General features: G+C 32.8%; 22 protein-coding genes and 1 pseudogene. 18 read left to right on the top strand and 5 right to left on the bottom strand.

What is annotated here, in order from left to right; translation table 11 throughout:
• Positions 1-151 precede the first annotated feature (151 nt).
• Both TD29_RS04445 and TD29_RS04440 read left to right on the top strand, forming a co-directional pair.
• On the top strand, positions 152-2,263 hold the full coding sequence (locus TD29_RS04445; RefSeq protein WP_040279197.1) for a hypothetical protein: 2,112 nt from the start codon (positions 152-154) through the stop codon (positions 2,261-2,263).
• 178 nt (positions 2,264-2,441) lie between these two features.
• Positions 2,442-2,927 (top strand): hypothetical protein, encoded by a 486-nt coding sequence (locus tag TD29_RS04440; protein WP_040279195.1) that lies wholly within the window; start codon positions 2,442-2,444, stop codon positions 2,925-2,927.
• 128 nt (positions 2,928-3,055) lie between these two features.
• Here the strand turns inward: TD29_RS04440 and TD29_RS04435 are convergent, their stop codons facing one another.
• Positions 3,056-3,940, bottom strand: coding sequence for an MBL fold metallo-hydrolase (locus TD29_RS04435; protein ID WP_040279194.1), 885 nt, complete (start codon positions 3,938-3,940; stop codon positions 3,056-3,058).
• Between the two features lie 127 nt (positions 3,941-4,067).
• Between TD29_RS04435 and cyoE the strand changes: the two genes are divergently transcribed.
• The 15 genes from cyoE to tsaB all read left to right on the top strand — a co-directional run bounded on the left by cyoE (position 4,068) and on the right by tsaB (position 17,464).
• Entirely contained in the window at positions 4,068-4,961 is an 894-nt protein-coding gene (gene cyoE, locus TD29_RS04430; protein ID WP_040279402.1) for a heme o synthase, read from the top strand.
• 1 nt (position 4,962) lies between these two features.
• On the top strand, positions 4,963-5,544 hold the full coding sequence (locus TD29_RS04425) for a cytochrome c oxidase subunit 3 (protein WP_040279192.1): 582 nt from the start codon (positions 4,963-4,965) through the stop codon (positions 5,542-5,544).
• A gap of 138 nt (positions 5,545-5,682) precedes the next feature.
• Positions 5,683-6,660: a cytochrome c oxidase subunit 3 gene (locus TD29_RS04420; protein WP_040279191.1), complete on the top strand. Its 978-nt coding sequence runs from the start codon at positions 5,683-5,685 to the stop codon at positions 6,658-6,660.
• A gap of 19 nt (positions 6,661-6,679) precedes the next feature.
• Positions 6,680-7,060, top strand: coding sequence for a cytochrome C oxidase subunit IV family protein (locus TD29_RS04415; protein ID WP_040279189.1), 381 nt, complete (start codon positions 6,680-6,682; stop codon positions 7,058-7,060).
• A gap of 68 nt (positions 7,061-7,128) precedes the next feature.
• Positions 7,129-7,845 (top strand): hypothetical protein, encoded by a 717-nt coding sequence (locus TD29_RS04410; protein WP_040279187.1) that lies wholly within the window; start codon positions 7,129-7,131, stop codon positions 7,843-7,845.
• Between the two features lie 38 nt (positions 7,846-7,883).
• The gene (locus TD29_RS04405) at positions 7,884-8,639 is read left to right on the top strand and encodes an SCO family protein (RefSeq protein WP_040279185.1); all 756 of its coding nucleotides are present in this window, start codon (positions 7,884-7,886) and stop codon (positions 8,637-8,639) included.
• A 4-nt stretch (positions 8,640-8,643) separates the two neighbouring features.
• Positions 8,644-9,192 carry a DUF420 domain-containing protein gene (locus tag TD29_RS04400; protein WP_040279184.1) on the top strand — a complete coding sequence of 183 codons (549 nt, stop codon included), beginning with the start codon at positions 8,644-8,646 and terminating at the stop codon, positions 9,190-9,192.
• 3 nt (positions 9,193-9,195) lie between these two features.
• Positions 9,196-9,423, top strand: a complete 228-nt coding sequence (locus TD29_RS04395; RefSeq protein ID WP_040279183.1) for a hypothetical protein — start codon at positions 9,196-9,198, stop codon at positions 9,421-9,423.
• A gap of 133 nt (positions 9,424-9,556) precedes the next feature.
• Positions 9,557-10,258 carry an ABC transporter ATP-binding protein gene (locus TD29_RS04390; RefSeq protein ID WP_040279181.1) on the top strand — a complete coding sequence of 234 codons (702 nt, stop codon included), beginning with the start codon at positions 9,557-9,559 and terminating at the stop codon, positions 10,256-10,258.
• The gene (locus TD29_RS04385) at positions 10,251-11,495 is read left to right on the top strand and encodes an ABC transporter permease (protein WP_040279180.1); all 1,245 of its coding nucleotides are present in this window, start codon (positions 10,251-10,253) and stop codon (positions 11,493-11,495) included. The genes TD29_RS04390 and TD29_RS04385 overlap by 8 nt, the downstream gene beginning before the upstream one ends.
• A gap of 1 nt (position 11,496) precedes the next feature.
• Positions 11,497-12,759, top strand: coding sequence for an ABC transporter permease (locus tag TD29_RS04380; protein WP_040279178.1), 1,263 nt, complete (start codon positions 11,497-11,499; stop codon positions 12,757-12,759).
• Between the two features lie 37 nt (positions 12,760-12,796).
• Complete coding sequence (locus tag TD29_RS04375; protein WP_040279177.1) at positions 12,797-13,954, top strand: efflux RND transporter periplasmic adaptor subunit; 1,158 nt, start codon at positions 12,797-12,799, stop codon at positions 13,952-13,954.
• A gap of 55 nt (positions 13,955-14,009) precedes the next feature.
• Positions 14,010-15,452, top strand: coding sequence for a TolC family protein (locus TD29_RS04370; RefSeq protein ID WP_040279176.1), 1,443 nt, complete (start codon positions 14,010-14,012; stop codon positions 15,450-15,452).
• Between the two features lie 5 nt (positions 15,453-15,457).
• Positions 15,458-16,762, top strand: a complete 1,305-nt coding sequence (locus tag TD29_RS04365; protein WP_040279175.1) for an efflux RND transporter periplasmic adaptor subunit — start codon at positions 15,458-15,460, stop codon at positions 16,760-16,762.
• A 24-nt stretch (positions 16,763-16,786) separates the two neighbouring features.
• Positions 16,787-17,464, top strand: a complete 678-nt coding sequence (tsaB, locus tag TD29_RS04360) for a tRNA (adenosine(37)-N6)-threonylcarbamoyltransferase complex dimerization subunit type 1 TsaB (RefSeq protein ID WP_040279173.1) — start codon at positions 16,787-16,789, stop codon at positions 17,462-17,464.
• On the opposite strand, the gene TD29_RS04355 is transcribed toward tsaB, so the two are convergent.
• The 4 genes and pseudogenes from TD29_RS04355 to TD29_RS04340 form a co-directional block, all read right to left on the bottom strand.
• Positions 17,461-18,273 (bottom strand): mechanosensitive ion channel family protein, encoded by an 813-nt coding sequence (locus TD29_RS04355; RefSeq protein WP_040279172.1) that lies wholly within the window; start codon positions 18,271-18,273, stop codon positions 17,461-17,463. The genes tsaB and TD29_RS04355 overlap by 4 nt on opposite strands.
• Positions 18,274-18,361: 88 nt before the next feature.
• A complete protein-coding gene (locus tag TD29_RS04350) occupies positions 18,362-19,069 on the bottom strand; it encodes a hypothetical protein (RefSeq protein ID WP_040279170.1) in 708 nt (235 codons plus the stop codon).
• Between the two features lie 85 nt (positions 19,070-19,154).
• Positions 19,155-19,351: pseudogene (locus TD29_RS04345) on the bottom strand (dodecin family protein).
• Between the two features lie 41 nt (positions 19,352-19,392).
• A complete protein-coding gene (locus tag TD29_RS04340) occupies positions 19,393-20,295 on the bottom strand; it encodes a NifU family protein (protein WP_040279169.1) in 903 nt (300 codons plus the stop codon).
• A gap of 349 nt (positions 20,296-20,644) precedes the next feature.
• Between TD29_RS04340 and TD29_RS04335 the strand changes: the two genes are divergently transcribed.
• The coding region (locus TD29_RS04335) for a choice-of-anchor L domain-containing protein (RefSeq protein ID WP_152611462.1) at positions 20,645-23,570 on the top strand (2,926 nt) is incomplete at its 3' end.

Raw genomic sequence — 23,570 nt, 5'->3', positions numbered from 1 at the left:
TGCCAAACCTATTTTGCGGTAAACAGGTGAAATACACCTATAGCGATCTATAACTAATTTTAGTTTTAGGTCGCTTTTTTTATAAAAAATCGAATTACCTAATTTTTGAAAAAAACAGTATCTTTCGAGCAACTAATGTTGTACATGCTATATGAAGAATCGTTTCTTACTTGTGTTTTTATTCGCTTTTGGATTCATAACAGCACAAGAGGTTTCAAATTTTGAAAAATCTCCAGTATTCCCTGAGTGTGAATCTCAACCTATCAACCAATTAAAAGTCTGTTTTAATAATAATATCAATGCCTTTATCTATAAAGAGTTTAAGGTTCCAGAAATAGTCAATGATGATAGTTACAATGGTGAAGTCAAAGTGCTTTTTGAAGTCGATAAACTAGGTAACATTACTATCATTTACATAGACGCTGTTTATGATGAGCTAAAAGAAGAAACAGAGCGAGTTTTTGAGGCTTTACCAAAAGTATCTCCAGGAACGTACAACGGTAAACCCACATTTTATCAATATTCTTTAGGTATAAAAATACCTTTAATTAATCCTTCGGAAATTCAAACACAACAAGCAAAAGCTAAAACCATTCACCTTAATGCTGCAACCAATTTAAATGCAGACGTAAGTGATGAGTATAATAACGTAGCAGATAGTATTGTTAAATATGAAAAATTGGAATATAGCAGCCAGTTAAATATTCCTTTTACACATAACTATTATTCTAGATTTGATCAAGAAATGAATGGTTTAGGAACAAATAGTCATACTGCAGCAAAACCATTTACCTATAATGAAGTCTCGGCTTACTATGATTTTAAAGCCGAAAAGCAAGCTTTGGTTAAAGGTAGCGATACGTGGTGGAAACGAAAATTATGGAACGAACATTTAGTAGAAATTCAAGGAAAAGACTATTGGTTCACAGTAGATCCTATCTTTGATTTGCAAGTTGGTAAAGATACCGAAGCCGATTTTAGTTCTACATATAATAATACGAGAGGTATTTTTATTCAAGGTGGTTTGGGTAAAAAATTCAATTTTACAACTTCAATTTATGAGAGTCAAGGACGTTTTGCTCAATATTTTAATGAATACGCAGTAGGCATCAGTGCCGAAGGTAATGAGCCAATCATACCAGGAAGAGGACTATCTAAACTGTTTAAAGATGGTGGTTTTGATTATCCGGTGGCAGAAGCTTATTTGTCGTATTCGCCAGCTAAATTTATTAATGTTCAATTTGGCCACGGTAAAAATTTTATAGGTGAAGGATATCGATCCTTATTTCAAGGTGATGCTACGAGTCCTTATCCGTTTTTAAAATTGAACACCAAATTTTGGAAAATAAAATATACCAATACTTGGATGTGGTTAAAAGATGTAAGGCCAGAGGTGACCGAAGATGGAGCGTTTTTAACCAAATATATGGCAAATCATTATTTGAGTTGGAATGTTACCAAGCGATTAAACATTGGTTTATTTGAATCTGTACTCTGGTCAAATGATAATGATAGAGGATTTGATATAAATTATTTAAATCCAGTAATATTTTATAGAGCCATTGAGTTTTCTACAGGTCAAGATGCTGGTAATGCTATCTTAGGAGCTTCGGCAAAGTATAAATGGAATAATAAAGTGAATATCTATTCGCAATTTATTCTAGATGAATTTGCAATTAATGATGTTACAGCAGGAAACAAGAGTTGGAGAAATAAGTTTGGATATCAAATAGGAGTCAAATATTTTGATGCCTTTAAAGTAGATAATCTATTGTTGCAATTTGAATATAATAGAGTGCGACCTTACACATACTCACATAATTCTATCGTTTTAAATTATGCGCACAACAATCAACCAATGGCGCATCTTTGGGGAGCAAACTTTAGCGAAGCCATTTTAATAGGTCGTTACAATTATAAGCGTTGGTTTGGAGACGCTAAGTTTATCTTTGGTAAACGTGGTTTTGATTTTAATGATGGTACAGATGATTTTAACTACGGAAGTAATATTTTTAGATCCGAAGTTGATCGTAATGCAAATACAGGGATTACCGTTGGACAAGGAAATACAACAACCGTTTTTCAAGCAGATTTAGGTGGTGGTTACATCGTTAATCCTGCAACTAATTTGAGATTGTTTACCAATATTACGTTTAGAAATTATAACCCAGAGGCAGATACAGCTGCTGCTTTAAATACAAGTACAGCTTGGTTTACGGTAGGTGTAAGAACAGATTTGTTTAATTGGTATAATGATTTTTAAGAAATGTTAATTGTGAAATAGATCGTGCTATAAATATATCGATGTACAAAAATTAATGTAAGTTTACATTTTGAAAATTAACCCAATTATGTAACGAGCATGTTAAAAAAACGATCATTTAAAAGAATGATTAATTGCAAGCAACATGTGATCATTAAAAATTAATACATACAAACACATGAAATATTTTAAAATTCTTCCAATACTAATAGTTAGTTCATTACTTTGTTTTTATAGCTGTAATGAAGATAAAAAAACACAAAAGCAAGAGACTGTAACCGCTAAGGAGGATTTAGAAACAACTACAGAAGCTACCAAGGCAACTCCGCCTCTTAAAGAACCTGCTCAAAATGCGAGTGGTGTTTGGCATTACACGTGTAGATTAGGATGCCCAGGAGGAGCTGGATTAGCTAATAAGTGTGCCACTTGTGGTAATATTTTAGCACACAACACAGCTTATCATGCTAATGCAAATACGACTACAAATTCATCCCCTTTTGCAACACCTCAAACTAGTGCTGCAACCACGACTCCTGAGCCAGCTCAAAATGCTGCTGGTGTTTGGCATTATACCTGTGCTAAGGGTCATGCAGGAGGTGCAGGATCTGCAGTTGCTTGTGGTACTTGCGGTGAAACTTTAGCTCATAATACAGCTTATCATTAATAGCTTGTTTGCAAAAGTGTAAAAGCTATATAAAGCACTGTAAAGGAAATTGTTGTTATGGTAAAGTTCCTTCTGTTACAATGATTTGGTTTTATGGTATTGTTTGTGAGTAAGTTATAAATAAACACTTATTGTGTTAAGCTCAAATAAAAAGTACGTCTAATCTTCTCAGAGTTAATAAACCCAGTGCCATACTGTAAATCGTCATAGGTTTTGGTAAGAGTTTGATCCATTGCAACGTCATTTTCAGTTTTACCTGCTTTTATAGCTTCGGAAATTTTAGATTTTAAATCTTCAAGCATTTTTAAGAAACTTAGATAATCTTCTTTGTTAGATAAACTGCCATGTCCTGGAATAATTTTGGTGTTGTCGTCAATAAGTTGAAGTCCGAGTTTTACAGCATTAATATAGCCATTAACACTGCCTCCAGAACTTAGATCGATATAAGGGTAGCGATCTTTAAAATAAGTATCTCCTGTATGTAATACATTACTCTCTGTAAAATAAAGCAGAGCGTCACCATCGGTATGTGCATGCTCTACATGAAACACACCAATTTTCTCTCCATTAATATGTAAGCTCATTTCATCATTAAAAGTGATAATTGGCAAGGCTGCTTTAGCTTCCGAAGAGCCATCGCGTTTAGGTGTTGTTTCTAAACGTTGCCTCACATTGTCATGAGCAATAATGGTAGCGCCTAGTTTTTGCATGTTTTCATTACCACCTGTGTGATCACCATGATGATGTGTATTGACTAAAAATTTGATGTCTTTTTCGCTTAAAGCTTTTATGGCTGTGTGAATTTTTTTAGTAAGTGGTGCAAATTGATCATCAATTATAAAAATGCCATCGTCACCAATAGATATACCTATATTTCCGCCAGCGCCTAAAAGCATATACACATGATCTGAAACTTTTATGGTTTCTATTTCTACCTTATCAAATCGTTGTGCATTGGCATAATTTCCGAAGAGAAAAAAAAGAATAAGAGTAAATGTAGACACATATTTCATGAATATCGGTTTTTAACTAGAGTCTGATAAAGATAACTAAACTTACAATGGGCTTAATTAATTCTGTTTTGAATTGTCCAAAACCTTTTTTAAAAGTATCTTTGCAAACGCAATAAAATCTCTCAAATTGAGTACTGTAAAATCATCTGTAAATCAAGTGTCTTTAATTTCCGATTTTAAGGAAATTACTAAAATGAGACTGTCTTTAAGCGTCGTGTTTTCGGCACTTGCTGGTTATTTACTTGGCGCTATAGAGGTTGATGTAAACACATTGGTTTTACTAGCGTTTGGTGGTTATTTTATGGTAGGTGCCTCTAATGCATTTAATCAAATTATAGAAAAAGATTTGGATGTATTGATGGATCGTACTAAAAATCGTCCAATTCCTGCTGGACGAATGAGCGTTCAATCGGCATTTATTATTGCAACAATCTTTACTATTTTAGGGCTTACCGTATTATATATCATTAATGAGCGTACAGCAATGTATGGTGCCATTTCAATATTTATATATACTTGTGTGTATACGCCTTTAAAAACAAAAACACCTTTATCTGTTTTTGTTGGTGCAATTCCTGGTGCGATCCCGTTTATGTTAGGTTGGGTGGCAGCAAGAAATGATTTTGGTATTGAGCCAGGAACCTTATTTGCTTTACAGTTTTTTTGGCAATTTCCACACTTTTGGGCTATAGGTTGGTTTTTGTTTGAAGATTATGAAAAAGGAGGTTTCTATATGTTACCAACTAGAAAACGAGATAAAGGTACAGCTGTGCAAACAATTATGTATACAATATGGATGATTCTTGTTTCTATCGTTCCTGTATTTGGTATTACTGGAGATTTAAAATTATCTATAGTGGCAGCAATAGTTGTATTATTATTAGGATTAGTAATGTTATACTATGCCTTTGAATTATTTAAAAAGAGAACTGCAAAAGCGGCTAAGCAATTGATGCTTGCTAGTGTAATATATATATCATTGATACAGATTGTTTACGTTGCAGATAAATTTATAAGATAAAATGGATTTAACACAAGGAACTTTAGAAGAGAAAAAAGACAGATCAAAACGCATGATGCTCATGTTTGGTATTGGTTCTTTAATTATGTCTTTTGCAGGTTTAACCAGTGCGGTTTTAGTAAGTAGAAAGCGTGAAGATTGGATGCATGATTTTGTATTGCCTCAAGCATTTTTAATTAGTTGTCTACTAATTGTAGTGAGTAGTATTACATTTATTCTAGCAAAAAAAGCAATAAAAAATAGTAATAGGAGTTTGGCAACAATACTGTTGTTAACCACTTTTGGATTGGGAGTAGCATTCATCATGTGTCAATTTGAAGGTTTTAAACAAATTATTGATTCAGGTTATTATTTTACTGGAGAAACCTCTAATGTGACAATGAGTTTTATTTATGTGATTGCATTCGCTCACATTTTACACGTTGCAGTAGGATTAATCTCAATATTGGTCGTAATTTATAATCATTTTAAACAAAAATATACAGCAACCAAAATGCTAGGTATGGAGCTTTCTGCTACCTTTTGGCATTTTGTAGATATACTGTGGATATTCTTGTTTTTATTTTTATCATATTTCGTTTAATTTTTAAATCATTTTTATAGTCTAAAACTCATGATTTAGTCTAGTACAGACCGATGTTTTGAATTTTTAGAATCGGATGTTTTTTTAGATAGATAAAATGATTATTTTTGTGCAACTTTTAACAACTAAATGCTCTATATGGATACTACAGTAGCGAATACTGGTGCAGAAGGCAAAACTTGGGGTGGAGGAAACGAACCTCTTAAAGCAAGTTATGGTAAAATGATGATGTGGTTTTTTATCGTATCAGATGCTTTAACATTTTCTGGATTTTTAGCAGCTTACGGATTTTCACGATTCAAATATATTGGTTCTTGGCCAATAGCAGATGAGGTTTTTACTCACGTTCCGTTTTTTCACGGGAACTATCCAATGATTTATGTGGCTTTTATGACATTCGTCTTAATTATGTCATCTGTAACAATGGTATTAGCCGTTGATGCTGGTCATCACATGAATAAAACCAAAGTGACTTGGTATATGTTCTTAACCATTATTGGTGGTTTAATTTTCGTTGGCTCACAAGCTTGGGAATGGGGAACATTTATTAAAGGTGATTATGGTGCTGTACAAACTAAAGGAGGTAATATTCTTCAGTTAGTTGATAATACAGGGCATAGAGTAGCTATTAATGATATAGCTTTAGATGCTCATGGAGAACGTGTAGCGCATGAACGTAAAAATGGACTTTGGTTTGTAGATGAAGGTACTTTACCTGCATACACGGTTGACGAAGTATATAATGGCTTAGTGGCTAATCCTAATGTATTAGTAAGAACTCAAATTATTAATGAAGAAGGTCATAAAACAGTGCTTTCTAGAGAAGCGTCTTTAGCTAAGTTAAAGGATGAGGGTGTTTTGGTTGTTCAAGGTGCTAACCTTAAGGTTAACGAGTATGGGACATCACTATTTGCAGATTTCTTTTTCTTTATTACAGGTTTTCACGGTTTTCACGTACTATCGGGAGTTATAATAAATATCATCATTTTCTTTAATGTTATTCTTGGAACTTACGAGAGAAGAGGTAGCTATGAGATGGTAGAGAAAGTTGGATTATATTGGCACTTTGTCGATTTAGTATGGGTATTCGTATTTACATTCTTCTACCTAGTTTAATTAAGAATAAAATTTTAAAATGGCACACGAACATAAATTAGAAATATTTAGAGGTTTAGTTAAGTTTAAATCTAATACCCAAAAAATTTGGGGAGTACTTATTTTCTTAGCATTAATAACAGCAGTTGAAGTTATATTAGGAATTTACAAGCCAGAATCATTTATGGCTAAATTTTTAGGAATGAAACTTCTAAACTGGGTGTTTATCATACTTACTATTGTGAAAGCATATTATATTACATGGGATTTTATGCACATGAGAGATGAAACAAAAGCATTGAGACGTATGGTCGTTTGGACATCAATATTCTTGATTTGCTATTTAATTTTCATCTTATTACAAGAAGGTGGTTATATAGAAAGTGTGTATTCTAATGGATATGTTAAGAAAGATTTTTAACATATATTCAATATCATAAAGTATACGAAAAGACGGTTTTTTAAACCGTCTTTTTTTATTTTTGCACTATGGAAATACGCAAAATTAAACGTTACCTCGTACTAGTCATTTTATTCTTTTTGCCTGTGGCTTTTTTGTTGATGTTATATCCATCTACACACAATTACGAACCCTTAAATATTGTAAAAAAACAACAGGTAGCAGATCTCGAATTGTTTACTTCAAATTCTGAAACAGACATTCGCCTAAAAGATTATATCACGATTATTGCGTTCTTCGGAAATGAGCCAGAAAACCAAGTGATAGCAGCTTCAAACCTAAAAGAACTAGTTTACGATAAGTTTAAAGGCTTTAAAAAATTTCAAATTGTAATTGTATTGCCAAAAGGAACAGAAGCCAAAGCAGACCAGCTACAAGATGAAATAAATAATTATGACGATATGCGTTTTTGGCATTATGTTTTTGGACAACCTAACGATATTAAAAAAGTTTTTGAAAGCCTTAAAATAGAAGAGTCGCTTGACCAAAATTTATTTTCTGATCATGTGTTTATTATTGATCAAGATTTAAAACAACGTGGACGATTAGATGATAGAACAGATCAAGAGAAAGAACAACAACACGTCGCATACCCACTTTATTCATACGATTGTATTGAGGTTGCCGAAATTAAAAATAAAATGAGTGATGATTTAAGAATTCTATTTACTGAATATCGTCAAAAACGTAAAGGTGAATTTGATTCGGCATCACGAAGAGCAGGAGATATAAAAGAAACCAATTAATCAAACACAACAAAAATTGTTGATTTAGATATACTATTATGAGCACAAAAAAAACAAACTATTCTTTCGTAGGAATTGCACTTGTTCTTTTAGTTTTCGGAATTATTTTTATTCCTAAAATTGTAGATAGAATAAAAGGTGGAGATGTAATAAGATCTGAGAGCAGGTCAGAAAAAGTATCGTCAAATGCCGAAGGTTTTGTAGCAGATTTAATGTTTTTAGAAATTAATGGAGCGCCTAAAAAAGTGCCGCCTTTTTCTTTTGTTGATCACCACGGAAATGTGATTACTAACAAAGATTATGAAGGTAAAGTGTATTTGGTAGAATTTTTCTTTACAACCTGCGGTTCCATTTGTCCAAGAATGAATAGAAACCTTGTAGAAATTCAAAATACGTTTTTAGATTCTAAAGATTTCGGAGTTGCTTCATTTACCATAAATCCAGAATATGATACTCAAGAAGTGTTATATAAATATGCCGAAAATCACAAGGTGACCAATCCAAATTGGCATTTTATGACAGGAGATCAAGAGGCAATTTATGAATTAGCAAATATTGGTTTTAATATCTATGCAGGAGAAAATCCAGAAGTAGAGGATGGATTTGAGCATTCAGGAAATTTCGCGCTTATTGATAAAAACGGCTTTATGCGATCTAGACAAGATAATTTTGGTAACCCTAAAATTTTCTATAAAGGTGTTATTTCCGAAGAAGAAAAAGTTGATGATGATGGTGAAACAGAAGAAATAAGTATGCTTAAAGCAGATATTGCTAAACTATTAAAAGAAGATTAAAGTAATGAGTTCTATAGAAAATCCTTCCGAAGAAAAAAAATACAATAAATGGATTGTGCTTTTGGCCGTTGTGATTCCAGTTGTTGTGGCCATTTTATCAAGAGTAAAATTGCAAGATTTTGGTATTGAAGTAGAGCCTTTAACGTTTTTGCCTCCAATATATGCTGCCATTAATGGTCTTACTGCATTGGTGCTAATTTTGGCAGTAATTGCAATAAAGAAGAAAAATAGAATTGATCACGAACGTTTAATGAAAACAGCTATTTGGTTGTCGGTATCATTTTTAGTGATGTATGTTGCTTATCATATGACGAGTGACTCTACAAAATTTGGAGGTGAAGGAGTAATCAAATACGTTTATTATTTTATATTATTTACACATATATTATTATCTATTGTAATCATTCCGTTTGTATTGATTACCTATGTGAGAGCTATTACTAATAATTTTGAGCGACATAAAAGGATTGCTAAGATCACATTTCCCTTATGGTTATATGTTGCTGTTACTGGTGTTATTGTATATATTATGATTGCGCCATATTATATTTAAACTATGAAGCATAAACTCGTCATTTTTGTATTTTCTCTTGCCTTTTTTATAAAAGGAAATGCGCAATGTGCCATGTGTAGAGCTGTTTTAGAAAGTGAAGAAGGTCAAGCTACAGCAGAAGGTGTAAACGATGGTATAATGTATTTAATGGCGATTCCTTATATGTTGGTTGCAGGAATTGGTTTTATGATTTATTGGAAATTCTTCCGTAGAAAAAAAGAATTAGACTAATTTTCTAAGCTACTGTAACATTCTTGATATTTAGACGTCTTATAAATATCAATCAAAATCTAATTCTTAACAAATACTTAGCATAATCCAGATTGTGATTTAATTAAGTTTGTGAGAATTAACCAATCACATTATGATTCAAATCAAGGATTTACACAAGTCTTACCATATGGGAAGCAACTCGCTTCATGTATTAAAAGGTATCAATTTTGACGTAAAACAGGGAGAATTAGTCTCTATTATGGGATCATCGGGATCTGGTAAATCAACTTTACTAAATATTTTGGGTATGTTAGATGAGGCAGATGAAGGTCAATATATACTTGATAATGTACCAATCAAAAACTTAAACGAAAAAATTGCAGCTAAATATAGAAATCAATTTTTAGGCTTTATTTTTCAATCCTTTAACCTTATTAATTACAAAAGTGCTCTAGATAACGTATCTATGCCTTTATACTATAAAGGTGTAAAACGTAAAGAGCGTACAGAAAAAGCCATGCACTATCTAGAGAAAGTGGGTTTGGCAGATTGGTCTCACCATTTACCAAGTGAATTATCTGGTGGTCAAAAACAGCGTGTTGCAATTGCCAGAGCTTTAGCTAGTGATCCTAAAGTGCTTCTAGCAGATGAACCTACAGGTGCATTAGATACCAAAACGTCTTATGAAGTTATGGAGCTTATTCAAGGAATTAATGATGATGGTAAAACAATTTTGGTCGTAACTCACGAACCAGATATTGCACAAATGACAAAACGAATTGTTAATCTTAAAGATGGATTAATAATAGATGATAGTCCAGTACAACAAGTAAGAGCATCATTACATGTTTAATTTAGAACGTTGGCAAGAAATATTTGAGACGTTGAGCAAAAATAAATTGCGAACGTTTTTAACAGGGCTTTCTGTAGCTTCTGGGATTTTTATATTGGTTGTACTATTAGGTTTTAGCAAAGGTATTGAGAATGGTGTTAAGTCTCAGTTTGAGCAAGATGCTACTAATTTAATTACTGTGTGGACTGGTGTAACTACGAAAGGTTATAAGGGTTTAAATCCAGGGCGTTATATTCAAATGAAGAATGATAACTTTGAAATGATTTCTAAAAAATATGAAGATAATATTGAGTATGAAACCGCTTTATATGCTATTTGGGGAGCAGAAGTAGCTTATAAAAATGAAACAGGAAATTATCGAGTACGAGGTGCAATGCCAGATCATCAATTTATTGAAAATGCCGAAATAGAATCTGGTCGATTTGTCAATCAATCTGATTTAAATGAGAATAGAAAAGTTGCTGTTATTGGTCGTAAACTAAAACAGGATTTGTTTAAAGATGAAGATCCAATAGATAAAAATATTTCCATTTTTGGAATGAATTTTAAAGTTATTGGTGTGTTTATAGATCCAGGTGGAGAACGAGAAGAACAACAAGCCTATATACCATTAACAACATCTCAAAAAGTATTTAATGCAGGTGATAACATTAGAAATATGTTATTTACAGTGAAAATGTCTGATAATTTTGATGACGCTGTTGCTTTATCTCAAAATATGGCTAATGCTGTTGAAACCGAATTAAAACAAATGCATACGGTGTCTCCAGATGATACAAGTGCTGTTCGTGTGTTTAATACGTTAGAAGAAGCAAAGAAAATCTACTCCTTAATTGGTATGATTCAATCTGTTTTTTGGTTTGTTGGTATAGGTACTATAATAGCAGGTATTGTTGGTGTTGGAAATATCATGCTTATTATTGTTAAAGAACGAACTAAAGAAATAGGCATAAGAAAAGCTTTAGGAGCTTTACCAATGTCTATTGTTGGTATGATTATACAAGAAGCAGTGTTTGTAACCATGTTTTCAGGATTGTTTGGGTTGATTTTTGGTTTAGGCCTTCTAGAATTGGTTGGTCCACAAATAGAAAGTGATTTTATTAAATACCCTCAAGTTGATTTTAATATAGCAATAACTACAGTGTTTTTATTAGTATTTGCTGGAGCATTAGCAGGATTTATACCTGCATATCGTGCAGCAAAAATTAAACCTATTGTAGCACTAAGAGACGAATAATATGTTTAGTAGAGACCGTTGGGACGAAATATTAGAAGCCTTAAATGCAAATAAGTTTAGAACTTTTTTGACAGCATTTGGTGTGGCGTGGGGCATTTTTATTTTGGTGGTGCTATTGGCTTTAACCAATGGACTTAAAAATGGTGTAACTGCAGATTTTGGTGATTTTGCTACAAACTCCATGTTTATGTGGACGCAAGGAACATCAAAGCCTTATAAAGGCTTACCTAAAGGACGTTATTTTAATTACAAAATAGATGATGTTGAAGCCATAAAATCTACAGTGCCAAATATTAAATATGTATCTCCAAGAAATCAGTTGGGCGGTTACAATGGCGCAAATAATGTTGTTAGAGGTACTAAAACAGGTGCTTTTGAAATTTATGGTGATTATCCAGAATATATAAAACAACAACCAATGGATATTCTTCAAGGTCGTTTTATTAGTTATTCAGATATTGAGTCTAAACGTAAAATTTGCGTCATTGGCACAGGTGTTGAACGTGGACTTTATGATAAAGGAGAAGAGATTTTAGGGACATATATTAAAATTAATGGTGTTAATTTTTTAGTTGTTGGAACTTTTAAAATGAGTAACAGTCAAGGTGATGGTGAACAAGATGCGAGTACAATTTATATCCCATTTACCACATTTGGTCAAGCATTTAATAGAGGCGATAGTGTAGGTTGGATGGCTATTACTGCGGAAGACGGTACAAGTATAACCTCCCTGAAACAACAAGTTTTTGATGTAATGAAATCAAGACATAAAATTCATCCTGATGATGATCGTGCTATTGGACATTTTGATCTTTCTGAACAATTTGAACGTGTAAACGGTTTATTCTCAATTTTAACTATTGTGGGCTATTTTGTTGGAGCATTGGTTCTTATGTCTGGTATTATTGGGATTAGTAATATTATGCTCATCGTTGTTAAAGAGCGTACAAAGGAAATTGGAGTAAGACGAGCCTTGGGCGCTTCTCCTTGGATGATTAAATCACAAATTTTACAAGAAAGTTTAATTCTTACGATTTTATCAGGTATGGTTGGTATCTCCTTTGGAGCCTTACTAATTTGGTTTTTAAATTATCTTTTAGATATGAGTGGAGGACCAGTTGAAAATTTTGCAAATCCTAGCGTGGGCATGCAAGTCGTGTTTGTCGCTTTAATTATATTGGTAGTCTCTGGTGTTTTAGCAGGCTTAATTCCAGCTAACAGTGCCACAAAGATGAAACCTGTAGATGCATTAAGAATAGAATAAATCAAATCAAAATAAATTATATAATCAACAACATCTAATGAAAAGAACTAGAACTATAATCATATTAATATTAATCGTTGTCGTGTTTGGTGGCGCATTATATTATTTGTGGCAAAAAAATCAAGAAGATCCGATAAAATACACTTCAGAGAGCCCATCAGAGCAAACCATTGTAGTTAAAACGGTGGCAACAGGTAGTATTGTTCCGAAGGAAGAAATATTAATTAAGCCAAATATTTCTGGTGTTATAGAAGAAGTATTTATTGAAGCTGGTGAATATGTGAAACAAGGTGATTTAATTGCACAAATTAGAGTCATTCCTAATGTGTCATCATTAACAAGTGCAAAAAATAATATTGCATCTAATCAAACTGCTTTTCAAACGGCTAAAATCAATTTACAAACACAACAGTCTAACTATGATAGGCAAAAAGAATTGTTTGAAAAAGGAGTGATTTCGGCAAACGATTTTGAAGGCGTAAAGAACACGTATTTACAAACAAAACAAGCTGTTGAACAAGCGAGAATAAATGTGAATTCGGCAAGTCAAAATTATGATATTATAAAAACTGGTACCACTAGCGGATTAGGCAATATTGCACAAACACAAGTAAGAGCAACCGTTTCTGGGATGGTTTTAGATGTTCCAGTAAAAGCAGGTAACCAAGTTATTGAAGCAAATAATTTTAATGAAGGTACGTCTATTGCATCGTTAGCAGATGTAAAACAAATGATTTTTGAAGGAAAAGTAGACGAAAGTGAAGTTGGTAAAATCAAAGAAGATTTACCATTAGAGATCACAGTAGGAGCTATAGAAAACAAAACATTTGATGCTGTGTTAGATTATATTGCACCAAAAGGAGTCGCTGAGAATGGAGCCATTCAATTTGAAATAAAAGGATCGCTTAAAAATATAGATTCTACTTTTATTAGAGCTGGATTAAGTGCAAACGCATCCATTATATTAGAAAAAGCAGAAAAGGTTTTAGCCATCAAAGAAGCCCTTGTTCAATATGATGATGAGACTAAAAAGCCTTATGTTGAAATTGAAACTGGAGATCAACAATTTGAAAGAAGAGAAGTAGAACTCGGTATAAGTGATGGTATTTATGTAGAAGTAAAAAGTGGAATAAATAAAGACGATAAAATTAAAGTTTGGAACCAAATACAAGGAATGCCAGATTACGCTCAATAAAAAGTTTAATATTAAGTGTAACACTTTAAGAATTATAGATACTTATAGATTAATTATGAAAAAAATAGTCAGTATATTAATTGTTTTAATAACAATAAGCTCGCAAGCTCAAGATAAAAAATGGACACTTATTGAATGTGTTGAGTATGCTTTGGAAAATAATATTTCAGTAAAACAAAGCGAATTAGATCTCGCAACTGCCGATATAGATAAATTAACAGCAGTTGGTAATTTTTTACCGAGTTTAAATGTAGGTGCAGGTGTTTCAGAAAGTACAGGTCTTAACTTTAATCCGGTAACAAATAATGCGCAAACAGAAACATTTTTGTCTGCCAGCGGAAACATTAATGTAGGTTATACCTTATTTGATGGTCTTAGAAATGTAAGAACATTACAGAGAGCAGAAATCTCAAAACTCGCAAGCCAGTATCGCTTAGATAAAATGAAAGATGATATTTCGCTGTTTGTTGCTAATGGTTACCTTCAAATTATTTTAAATAAAGCTAATTTAGAAGTTTTACAATCTCAAAATGGAGTCACTCAAGAGCAAATAGATAGAACAAAACAATTGGTAGAAGCTGGGTCTTTGCCAAGAGGAGATTTACTTGAAATTCAAGCGACAGATGCTACTGAAAAACAAGGCATTGTTAATGCAGAAAATGCAGTTCAAATTTCACTTATTAGCTTGGCTCAATTACTTCTTATTAAAGATTATGAAAATTTTGATATTCAAGATGAAGGTTATGATGTTGTAGATGGAGGTATTGCAGATAAAGATATTTCAGAGATACTTGCAAAAGCTAAAGAGTCTCGTTCTGAAATTAAAATAGCTGAGCAAAATGTGGAATTAGCCAAAAAGGATGTGCAAATAGCTAAAGGAGCAAACTTGCCTACACTCACAGCGTTTTTTGGTTATAATACGAGATATACCAATAACTCATCTTTCATTTCAGAAATAGATCCAGATAATCCAGTTACAATTTCACAAATTGGAGTCGTAGAAGCCACAGGTCAATCTGTTGTTGGAGAATTTCCAAACACAATTCTAAGAGAAACAGGAGCAGATCCATTTATAGATCAATTATCTTTAAATGACGGTATTGGATACGGTCTTAATTTAAATATCCCTATTTTTAATGGATTTTCTACTAAAGCTAGTATTAAGAGAAGTAAAATAAATTTACAATTATCTGAATTTCAATTAGAACAAGCAGAATTAGATTTAGAATCTACCGTGTATCAAGCATATGTAGATGCTAAAGGCGCTTTAAAATCTTTTGAAGCAGCTAATACAGCGTTAGAATCTCAAGAATTGGCTTATGATTATGCAAAAGAGCGTTATGATGTTGGATTAACAAATGCGTTCGATTTTAGCCAATCTAAATTAAGATTTGATAATGCAAAAATTGAAGTTAATCGTGCTAAATACGATTATATATTTAAGTTAAAGGTTCTCGAATTATACTTCGGAATCCCAGCTACAGAATTAAAGTTTTAAAAACCATGACTAAAAGTACTAAAATTATTCTCGGCATTGTTGTATTACTGCTAATTGCACTAATCGCAGGAAAATCAATGGGAATGTTCGGTGAAAAAGGAAATTCTAAAGAAGTAGAGTTTAAAAAAGTAGCTCTATTAGATATTATCGAAACGGTTTCTGCAACAGGTAAAATACAGCCAGAAGTTGAAGTTAAAATATCTAGTGAAGTTTCTGGTGAGATTTTAGATCTTCCTTTTAAAGAAGGTCAGCAAGTTAAAAAAGGTGACCTCTTAGTTCGAGTTAATCCAGATTTAATACAATCTGCAGTGAATAGATCTCAAGCATCTTACCAAAATGTAAAAGCTGGATTAGAACAAGCAGACGCATCACTTAAAGAAGCAAAATCAAACTATAATAGAAATAAATCTCTTTTTGAAAGAGGTGTGATTTCTAAAGCAGATTGGGATAGAGCTATTGCAGCTTATGAAACCGCTACAGCATCACGAAGCTCTGCCTATTATAGCGTACAAAGTGCAGCAGCTACTGTAAATGAAGCAAAAGATAATTTAGGAAGAACAACAATCTATGCGCCAATGAGTGGCACTATTTCTTTGCTTAATGTTGAATTAGGTGAGCGTGTTGTGGGAACGCAACAAATGGCTGGTACAGAAATTTTGAGAGTTGCCAACCTAAACAATATGGAAGTAGAAGTTGACGTCAATGAGAATGATATCGTAAAAGTTCAAATTGGTGATTCTACCATCGTTGAAGTTGATGCCTATTTAAAAAAGGAGTTTAAAGGCGTTGTTACTGAAATAGCAAACTCAGCGGCTAGTACGTTAACAGCAGATCAAGTGACTAATTTTAGAGTGAAAGTTAGAATTGTTGAAGAATCTTATGCCGATTTAATAGAAGGGAAACCAGAATCTTATTCGCCATTTAGACCTGGTATGACAGCAACTGTAGATATTATTACAAGTAAAAGAGATAACTCTATTGCGGTTCCTATTAGTTCTATTGTGATTAAAACCGAATCTGAAATGAAAAAGAAAGAAGCGGGAAGTAAAGTATCCGTTTCCGAAGAAATTAAAGCCGAAGATGAAGAAAAATTTGAATGTGTCTTTGTAAACGATAATGGTGTAGCCAAATTAGAAAAAGTAACAACAGGAATTCAGGACGATACCAATATAGAAATTGTATCTGGTTTAAGTGAAGGTGTTGAAATTATTACAGGACCTTACAATATGGTTTCAAAAATTCTTAAACCAGGCGATAAAATATCCCAAAAAGGGAGTGCAAATAAAACGACCGAATCTACTGACGAATAGCACTAAATTTTAATACACACAGTAATGTCTATAATATTAAGTATAGAAACATCTACAACAAACTGCTCAGTCTCTCTTTCAAAACAAGGAGAGACTTTGGTTTTAAAAGAAGATAACAATGCTAATTATTCTCACGCTGAGTCCTTACATACATTTATTGATGACGTTTTAAAAACTGCTCAAATAAACAAGACTCAAATTGACGCCATTGCAGTAAGTAAAGGTCCAGGTTCTTACACAGGTTTGCGTATTGGAGTGTCTGCTGCAAAAGGCTTGTGTTATGCCTTAAATAAACCCTTAATATCGATATCAACCTTGCATGCTTTGGCGCATCAAGTCAAAACTCAAGACGGTGTAATTGTACCAATGTTAGATGCACGACGCATGGAAGTGTACTCTGCCATCTATGATCATAGCTTTAATTTACTGCGTAACATTGAAGCACAAATTTTAGAAGCCACATCCTTTGAGCAAGAGTTAAACAATGGTAAAGTGTTTTTCGTCGGAAATGGAACTGAAAAAACAAAAGCTATTATTACACATGAGAACGCGGTCTTTATAGATCATAAATTGCCATCTGCTAATGAGATGAGCGCTTTGGCGTATTCTAAATATAAAATAGGCGACACCGAAGATGTCGCCTATTTTGAACCTTTTTATTTAAAAGATTTTATAGCTTTAAAACCGAAGCCTAAATCTTAGCCTTCTTTTTTAATTTCAACAGTATGTGGGTAAGGTATTTCTATGCCAGCTGCATCTAATGCTTCTTTAGTTTGTTCAGTAATATCAAAAAATACAGTCCAATAATCTGCAGTATTACACCAAGGTCTCACAACAAAATTTATTGAGCTGTCAGCAAGTTCAGACACTGCTATAGTTGGAGCAGGATCTTTCAATATTAATGGATGTGCATCTACAACACTCTTAAAAACATCTTTAGTTTGTTTAATGTCACTATCGTAACCAACACCAAATACTAAGTCTACTCTACGCGTACCTTCCGTAGAAAAATTTATTATATTTCCATTTGAAAGTGCTGCATTTGGTATAATGATCTCTCTGTTTGAGAGTCCAATAAGTTTGGTCGTAAAAATTTCTATTTCTTTTACAACACCAACTTCACCTTGAGCTTCAATTAAATCACCAATTTTAATTGGTTTAAAAATCATAAGTAATACACCTCCTGCAAAATTGCCTAGAGAGCCTTGTAATGCTAATCCAATAGCTAAACCAGCCGCTGCAATTACTGCTGCAAATGACGTAGTCTCAATACCTAGAGTGCCTAAAATCACTATAATAAGAACGATTTTTAGTACCCAACCAACTAAATTTAAAAGAAATTTTTCTAAACTAGGATCAAATGCTCTTTGCTTCATTGCCTTTCTCGTGCCTTTGATTAGCGTTTTTATAACCCACGCACCAATAATCCATATAGCAAGAGCTGCTAATACTTTAGGTCCTAAATCAACAATGATGTCAATACCTTTGTCTATCCATTTTTGTAAATCCATAATATAGTTTTTAATTTGAGTATAATATTAATAAAAAAACCCGAACGCTGTATGAAAACGTTCGGGTTTTGAGTACGATACTGTCTGTTTATAGCGTGTTAACGTAATTTGTTAATTGTATTAAATCTTCTTCACGAGACGTCTTAATTCTATTCTTTTTAATAAAACTTAGCACTTCTTTTGAATGTTTAGGAAATAATTTTGCTAAATCTTTTTTCTTTTTTGGTAACTCACGAGCATAAGCATCTTGTATACTTATAAAGTACGAATCACTAACGTTTTTAAATTCAGCAGGCTTATCCTTGTCATAACCTGTTACAGCAGGCTTTGCTTTATAAAAGACTACTTGTTTTTTTGAAAAAAGCTTAACCTTTTCATTGTTCTCTGTTAATGGTACAAAATATCCTCTTTGCACACCATCATTGGAGTTAATATAGTTTAAAGGTGTTAATTTCAAATCATCTGCAATAAATGTAATTACTACATTACTAATGCTTTTATTAAAGTTTTGAACTTTATCGTCACTTACTTTTACCTCAACTTCATCAGTGTAGGCGTTATATCTAATATTATATACTTCTGTTGGTGTAGCAGAAATTTTTGCTATGGTAAAATTTTCATAGAGGTAAGGTGACCCAATTGCCTTTTGGCTTTTTTGATTAAGCGTCGTAATAAAAGACCCACTACCATCCATTAAGGCTTGATTAGATCCTGCATCATCTTGAGCGTTAGCAATGTTGAAACCAAAAGTCATAATGAGGCTTAGTGATAGTGATAATAATGTTGATTTTTTCATAATTTTTTTTAATTGTTTTTTAAATTAATATCAAAAGTTATGCCTTTTCTAAAGTAATTACTCAAAGAAAAGATATAGCTATATTTTATTTTACTTCAAACGTTAGTTTTAAATGAACTCTAAATTCAGTTACATCATCTTCTTTTATAATGGCGTTTTGTTCTTATAAATAGATTTTATGTTTTTAACACTTTTAGAAGCATGCTTTACCGCTTTTCTAGTTGCGTCTTCCCAACTTGTTTCTGAATTAGATAATACTTCTATTACTTTTAATACAGCCATTAGATGTTGTTTTTAATAAAAATGATGTAGTTGAGGTGTCATTATCCATTGATAGCTTCAACGGTTTCAACCTTGCCTTTCATCATTTCTTTAAGCATGTTTTCGATGCCATTTTTTAATGTAAAAGTAGACGATGGACAACCACTACAAGCACCTTGTAGAATTACACTTACTTTTTTTTCTTTTGGATCATATGATTGAAATTCTATGTTTCCACCATCACTAGCAACAGCTGGTTTTACATATTCTTCCAAAATATTTATGATTTCTTTAGATGTGTCATCTTTAGATTCATAATCAAGATCTAATTGGTCACTCTGTTTTGATTTCGTTTCAGGCGCATTTGGATCTATAATGGTTTTGCCATTTTCAATATAGCTTCTCAAAAACTCCCTAAGTTCCATAGTGATCTCATTCCATTCAGCAATATCAAACTTAGTTATAGACACGAAGTTTTCATCAATAAAGATGCTTTTTACAAAAGGAAAATGAAAAAGCTCTGCTGCTAATGGTGCAAATTTAGTATCATCAATTGATGTAAATTCATGTGTAGTTGTTACCAATTTTTTATTGGCAACAAATTTTAGTACCGATGGGTTTGGTGTACTTTCGGCATAAATAGTTACAGGTGTTTTCTTTTTTTCTTCGGAAACTTTAACGATCAAAGCTCCAGAGTTTAAATAGGTCTCAATCTGCTCTGCAACTTCATTTTGAACATCTGCCCATTCAACAATATTAAAACGTTCTATCGCAATAAAATTACTTGAGATATATACTTTTTTAACAAATGGAAGATAAAATAATTGTTGAGCTAAAGGCGATGAGCTAGCCTCATCAATATTATTAAATTCAAAACTCTCGTGTTGAGTAATAAATTGATTGGCTTCAAATTTTACAATTGAAGGATTTGTGGTTTCTTTTATTGAGATTGAATACGTATTCATTGAATTTGTTTCTGCAAAAATAAGCAACAAAAAACGCAATTAACACCATTTTAAGATTATCATAACTTTTTAAAATTAGCGCTAAGAATAAAATAAAAATCACTGGCAAGAGTTAATTTTTGAAGAGTGCTAGGAAATTAAACTGTTAAACTGTTTATATTATAACGATTTAACAATTGTGTTTCCTTTAATTTTTATTAAATTTCGCTCTTATTATGAAAACCTCTACCTATAACTTGATTGCATTTGCTTTTTAAAGTAATTTTATTTTAAGATATAGATTTCATCTATTCAATTTAATATGATGATTGTAAGTTAAATAATAGGTTTAAAACTATTTTCAAATACTATGAAAAAGCTTTACTTACTACTTGTCTTATGTTCTTGTTTTTCCTTTGCACAAGATTTAAATATGCAAAATGGAAGTTTTAATAGGTGTGCTCCAGATAAATTTTATGATTCTGGTGGTGCAGGAGGAGCCTATGGTAGTGATGAAAATTTTGTGACTACAATTTGTGCTTCAAATGCAGGAGAATTTATAATCCTAGATTTCTTGTCTTTTAGCACACAACTTAATGTAGATGTCTTAACAATTTATGATGGTGATGATACGTCAGCTCCTATCATAGGTTCGTACAATGGCGCCAATAATCCAGGTACAATAGTTGCATCAGATACTAACACAAGCGGCTGTATTACAATAGAATTTGTTTCAAATGACTCAGGAACCACAACAGGTTGGGAGGCTGATATAATTTGTGCAGTACCTTGTCAAACCATTACTCCCTCAATAGATAGTACAATACCTGAAATGAACTCTTCGGGTTCTGTTCAAGCAAATGTTGGTGAAGTCATTACATTCAATGGTAGCGCAAACTTTTCTACAGATGGAACAGGTGCAACTTACGAGTGGAATTTTGGAGACTCTAATACAGATACTGGTACAACAGTATCAAATACATATACGGCTCCAGGAACTTATACAGTCACTTTAATAGTTACAGATGACAATCCTATAGGATGTACTGAGACTACAACGATATCTGTATTTATAGTTGGTGAAAATATTGTTGTTGATCAAACAACCTATACAATAGAAGAATTAGTTGAGGATGTACTTGTCAATAGTGATTGCGCTCAAATTAGTAATATTTCATCTTCAACAGGAACCGATTTTGGTGACGATAATGGTATTGGTTATTTTATAAATGATGGCACGTTATTTCCATTTACTGATGGGCTGTTATTAACTTCTGGTAACGCAGCTAATGCAAGAGGACCTAATGATAATGCATTAAGTGAAGGTGGTTCGAATTGGCCAGGTGACACAGAATTAGATACTGCTGTCGGTATTGGGTCAAATAATGCTTCTATCATAGAATTTGATTTTGTGCCATTAGCAGATAGTATCAGCTTTGATTTTTTAATGGCTTCGGAAGAATATAATGGTTATAGTGGAGGGTCTTTTGAATGTACCTACTCTGATGCCTTTGCTTTTTTATTAACCGATGCTGCTGGTAATGTTACTAATTTAGCAGTATTACCTGCAACTACAACTCCTATTTTAGTAACAAATATCCATCCAGATAATTCAGGTTGCAATGCTATTAATGAACAATATTTTGGTGGTTATACACAATGGCCAGATATGACAGTGCCATATGATAACGCTACACCTCCTCAAGCTCCAATGAGCTTTGATGGTCGTACAGCTGTATTTACAGCTCAATCTGCTGTTATTCCTGGTGATACGTATCATATAAAATTAGTAGTTGCTGATGCTTCTGATACGTCTCTAGATTCTGGGGTATTTTTAAAAGCAGGAAGTTTTGATTTAGGAGGTGATTTAGGTGATGATATTACAATCGCTGCAGGTACTGCAGAATGTGATGGAGCTGTAATTCTTTTAGATACTCAAACACCAACGGCAACTCATGTTTGGTATAAAGATGGAATTGTAATTACAGGAGAAACAGGGTCTACTTTAAATGTAACAGAGTCTGGAATTTATGCTGTAGATGTTATCTTTTCTGGAATTTGTCAAGCAAATGATTCTGTAGTAGTTGAATTTAAACCTATTCCAGACCCAAATACACCACCAAATATGATCGTTTGTAGTACAGATGGAGTTGGTGAATTTATGCTTACAGATAATGATTCTGAAATTCTAGGAACTCAAAACTCAGCAGATTTTGTAATTAGTTATCACTACTCGGAACAAGATGCAATTGATAATGTTAATCCATTGACAAGTCCATACACAAATGATTCAAATCCGCAAACAATCTATGTTCGTATGGCAGAATTATCTCAAGAATGTTATGATACAACATCCTTTAATTTGGAGTTTACAAATTTGAATATTAATACAGCTCTAACACCTTTAGAAATTTGTGATGATAATGCTGATGGTTTCGCAACGTTTACCTTAACAGATGCGAATTTAGAAGTTATCGATGTTTTAGATCCTGGAACGGTATCCGTGTCTTATCATTTTTCTTCGACAGATGCTATTGATGGAATTAATCCTCTACCTATTTCATATACAAATGTGATGGTTGATAACCAAACCATATATGTAAGGGTGCAATCGAATCTCAGTGCAGATTGTTATAATACAACCTCATTAGAATTAATAGTAAATGAACTACCAGTGCCATTAACTCCGACTCAATATGAAATTTGTGATGATGATAACGATGGTTTTTCAATATTCGATTTAACTACAAAAGATGCTGAAATTTTAGGGACACAAACAGGAATGACAGTGACCTATCATGAAACGCCTACCGAAGCTATTGATGGTGTCAATCCTAAAACCAGTCCTTATAGTAATATATCAGCAGGTTCTCAAACATTGCACGTTAGGGTTACTGATGATATTTCTGGTTGTTATGAAACCGTAGAATTAGTATTATTTGTAAATCCATTACCTTCTGTAGGTACAATTTCAGATTATCAACTTTGTGATGATAATTTATCTGGAGATGAAACCGAAGTGTTTGATCTTTCAACCAAAGATGCGGAAGCGATTGATGGACAAACAGGAGTTACAGTGAGCTATCACGAATCGTTATCTGATGCCGTTGATGGTTTAAATCCTTTGCCTACGCTTTATAGTAATACAAGTAATCTAGAAACCATTTTTGTAAATATTACAAATACAGCAACAGGTTGTTCTAATGTGGGTAATTTTGATTTAATAGTAAACCCTTTACCTATCATCGCTGATCCAATAGCCTTAGAAGTTTGTGATGATGGTACACCAGATGGTA

Origin of the sequence: Psychroserpens damuponensis (assembly GCF_000826655.1) — a bacterium.
GTDB lineage: Bacteria > Bacteroidota > Bacteroidia > Flavobacteriales > Flavobacteriaceae > Psychroserpens > Psychroserpens damuponensis.
The sequence above is the reverse complement of the archived record's forward strand: the minus strand, read 5'-3'. Positions and strand labels throughout refer to the sequence as shown.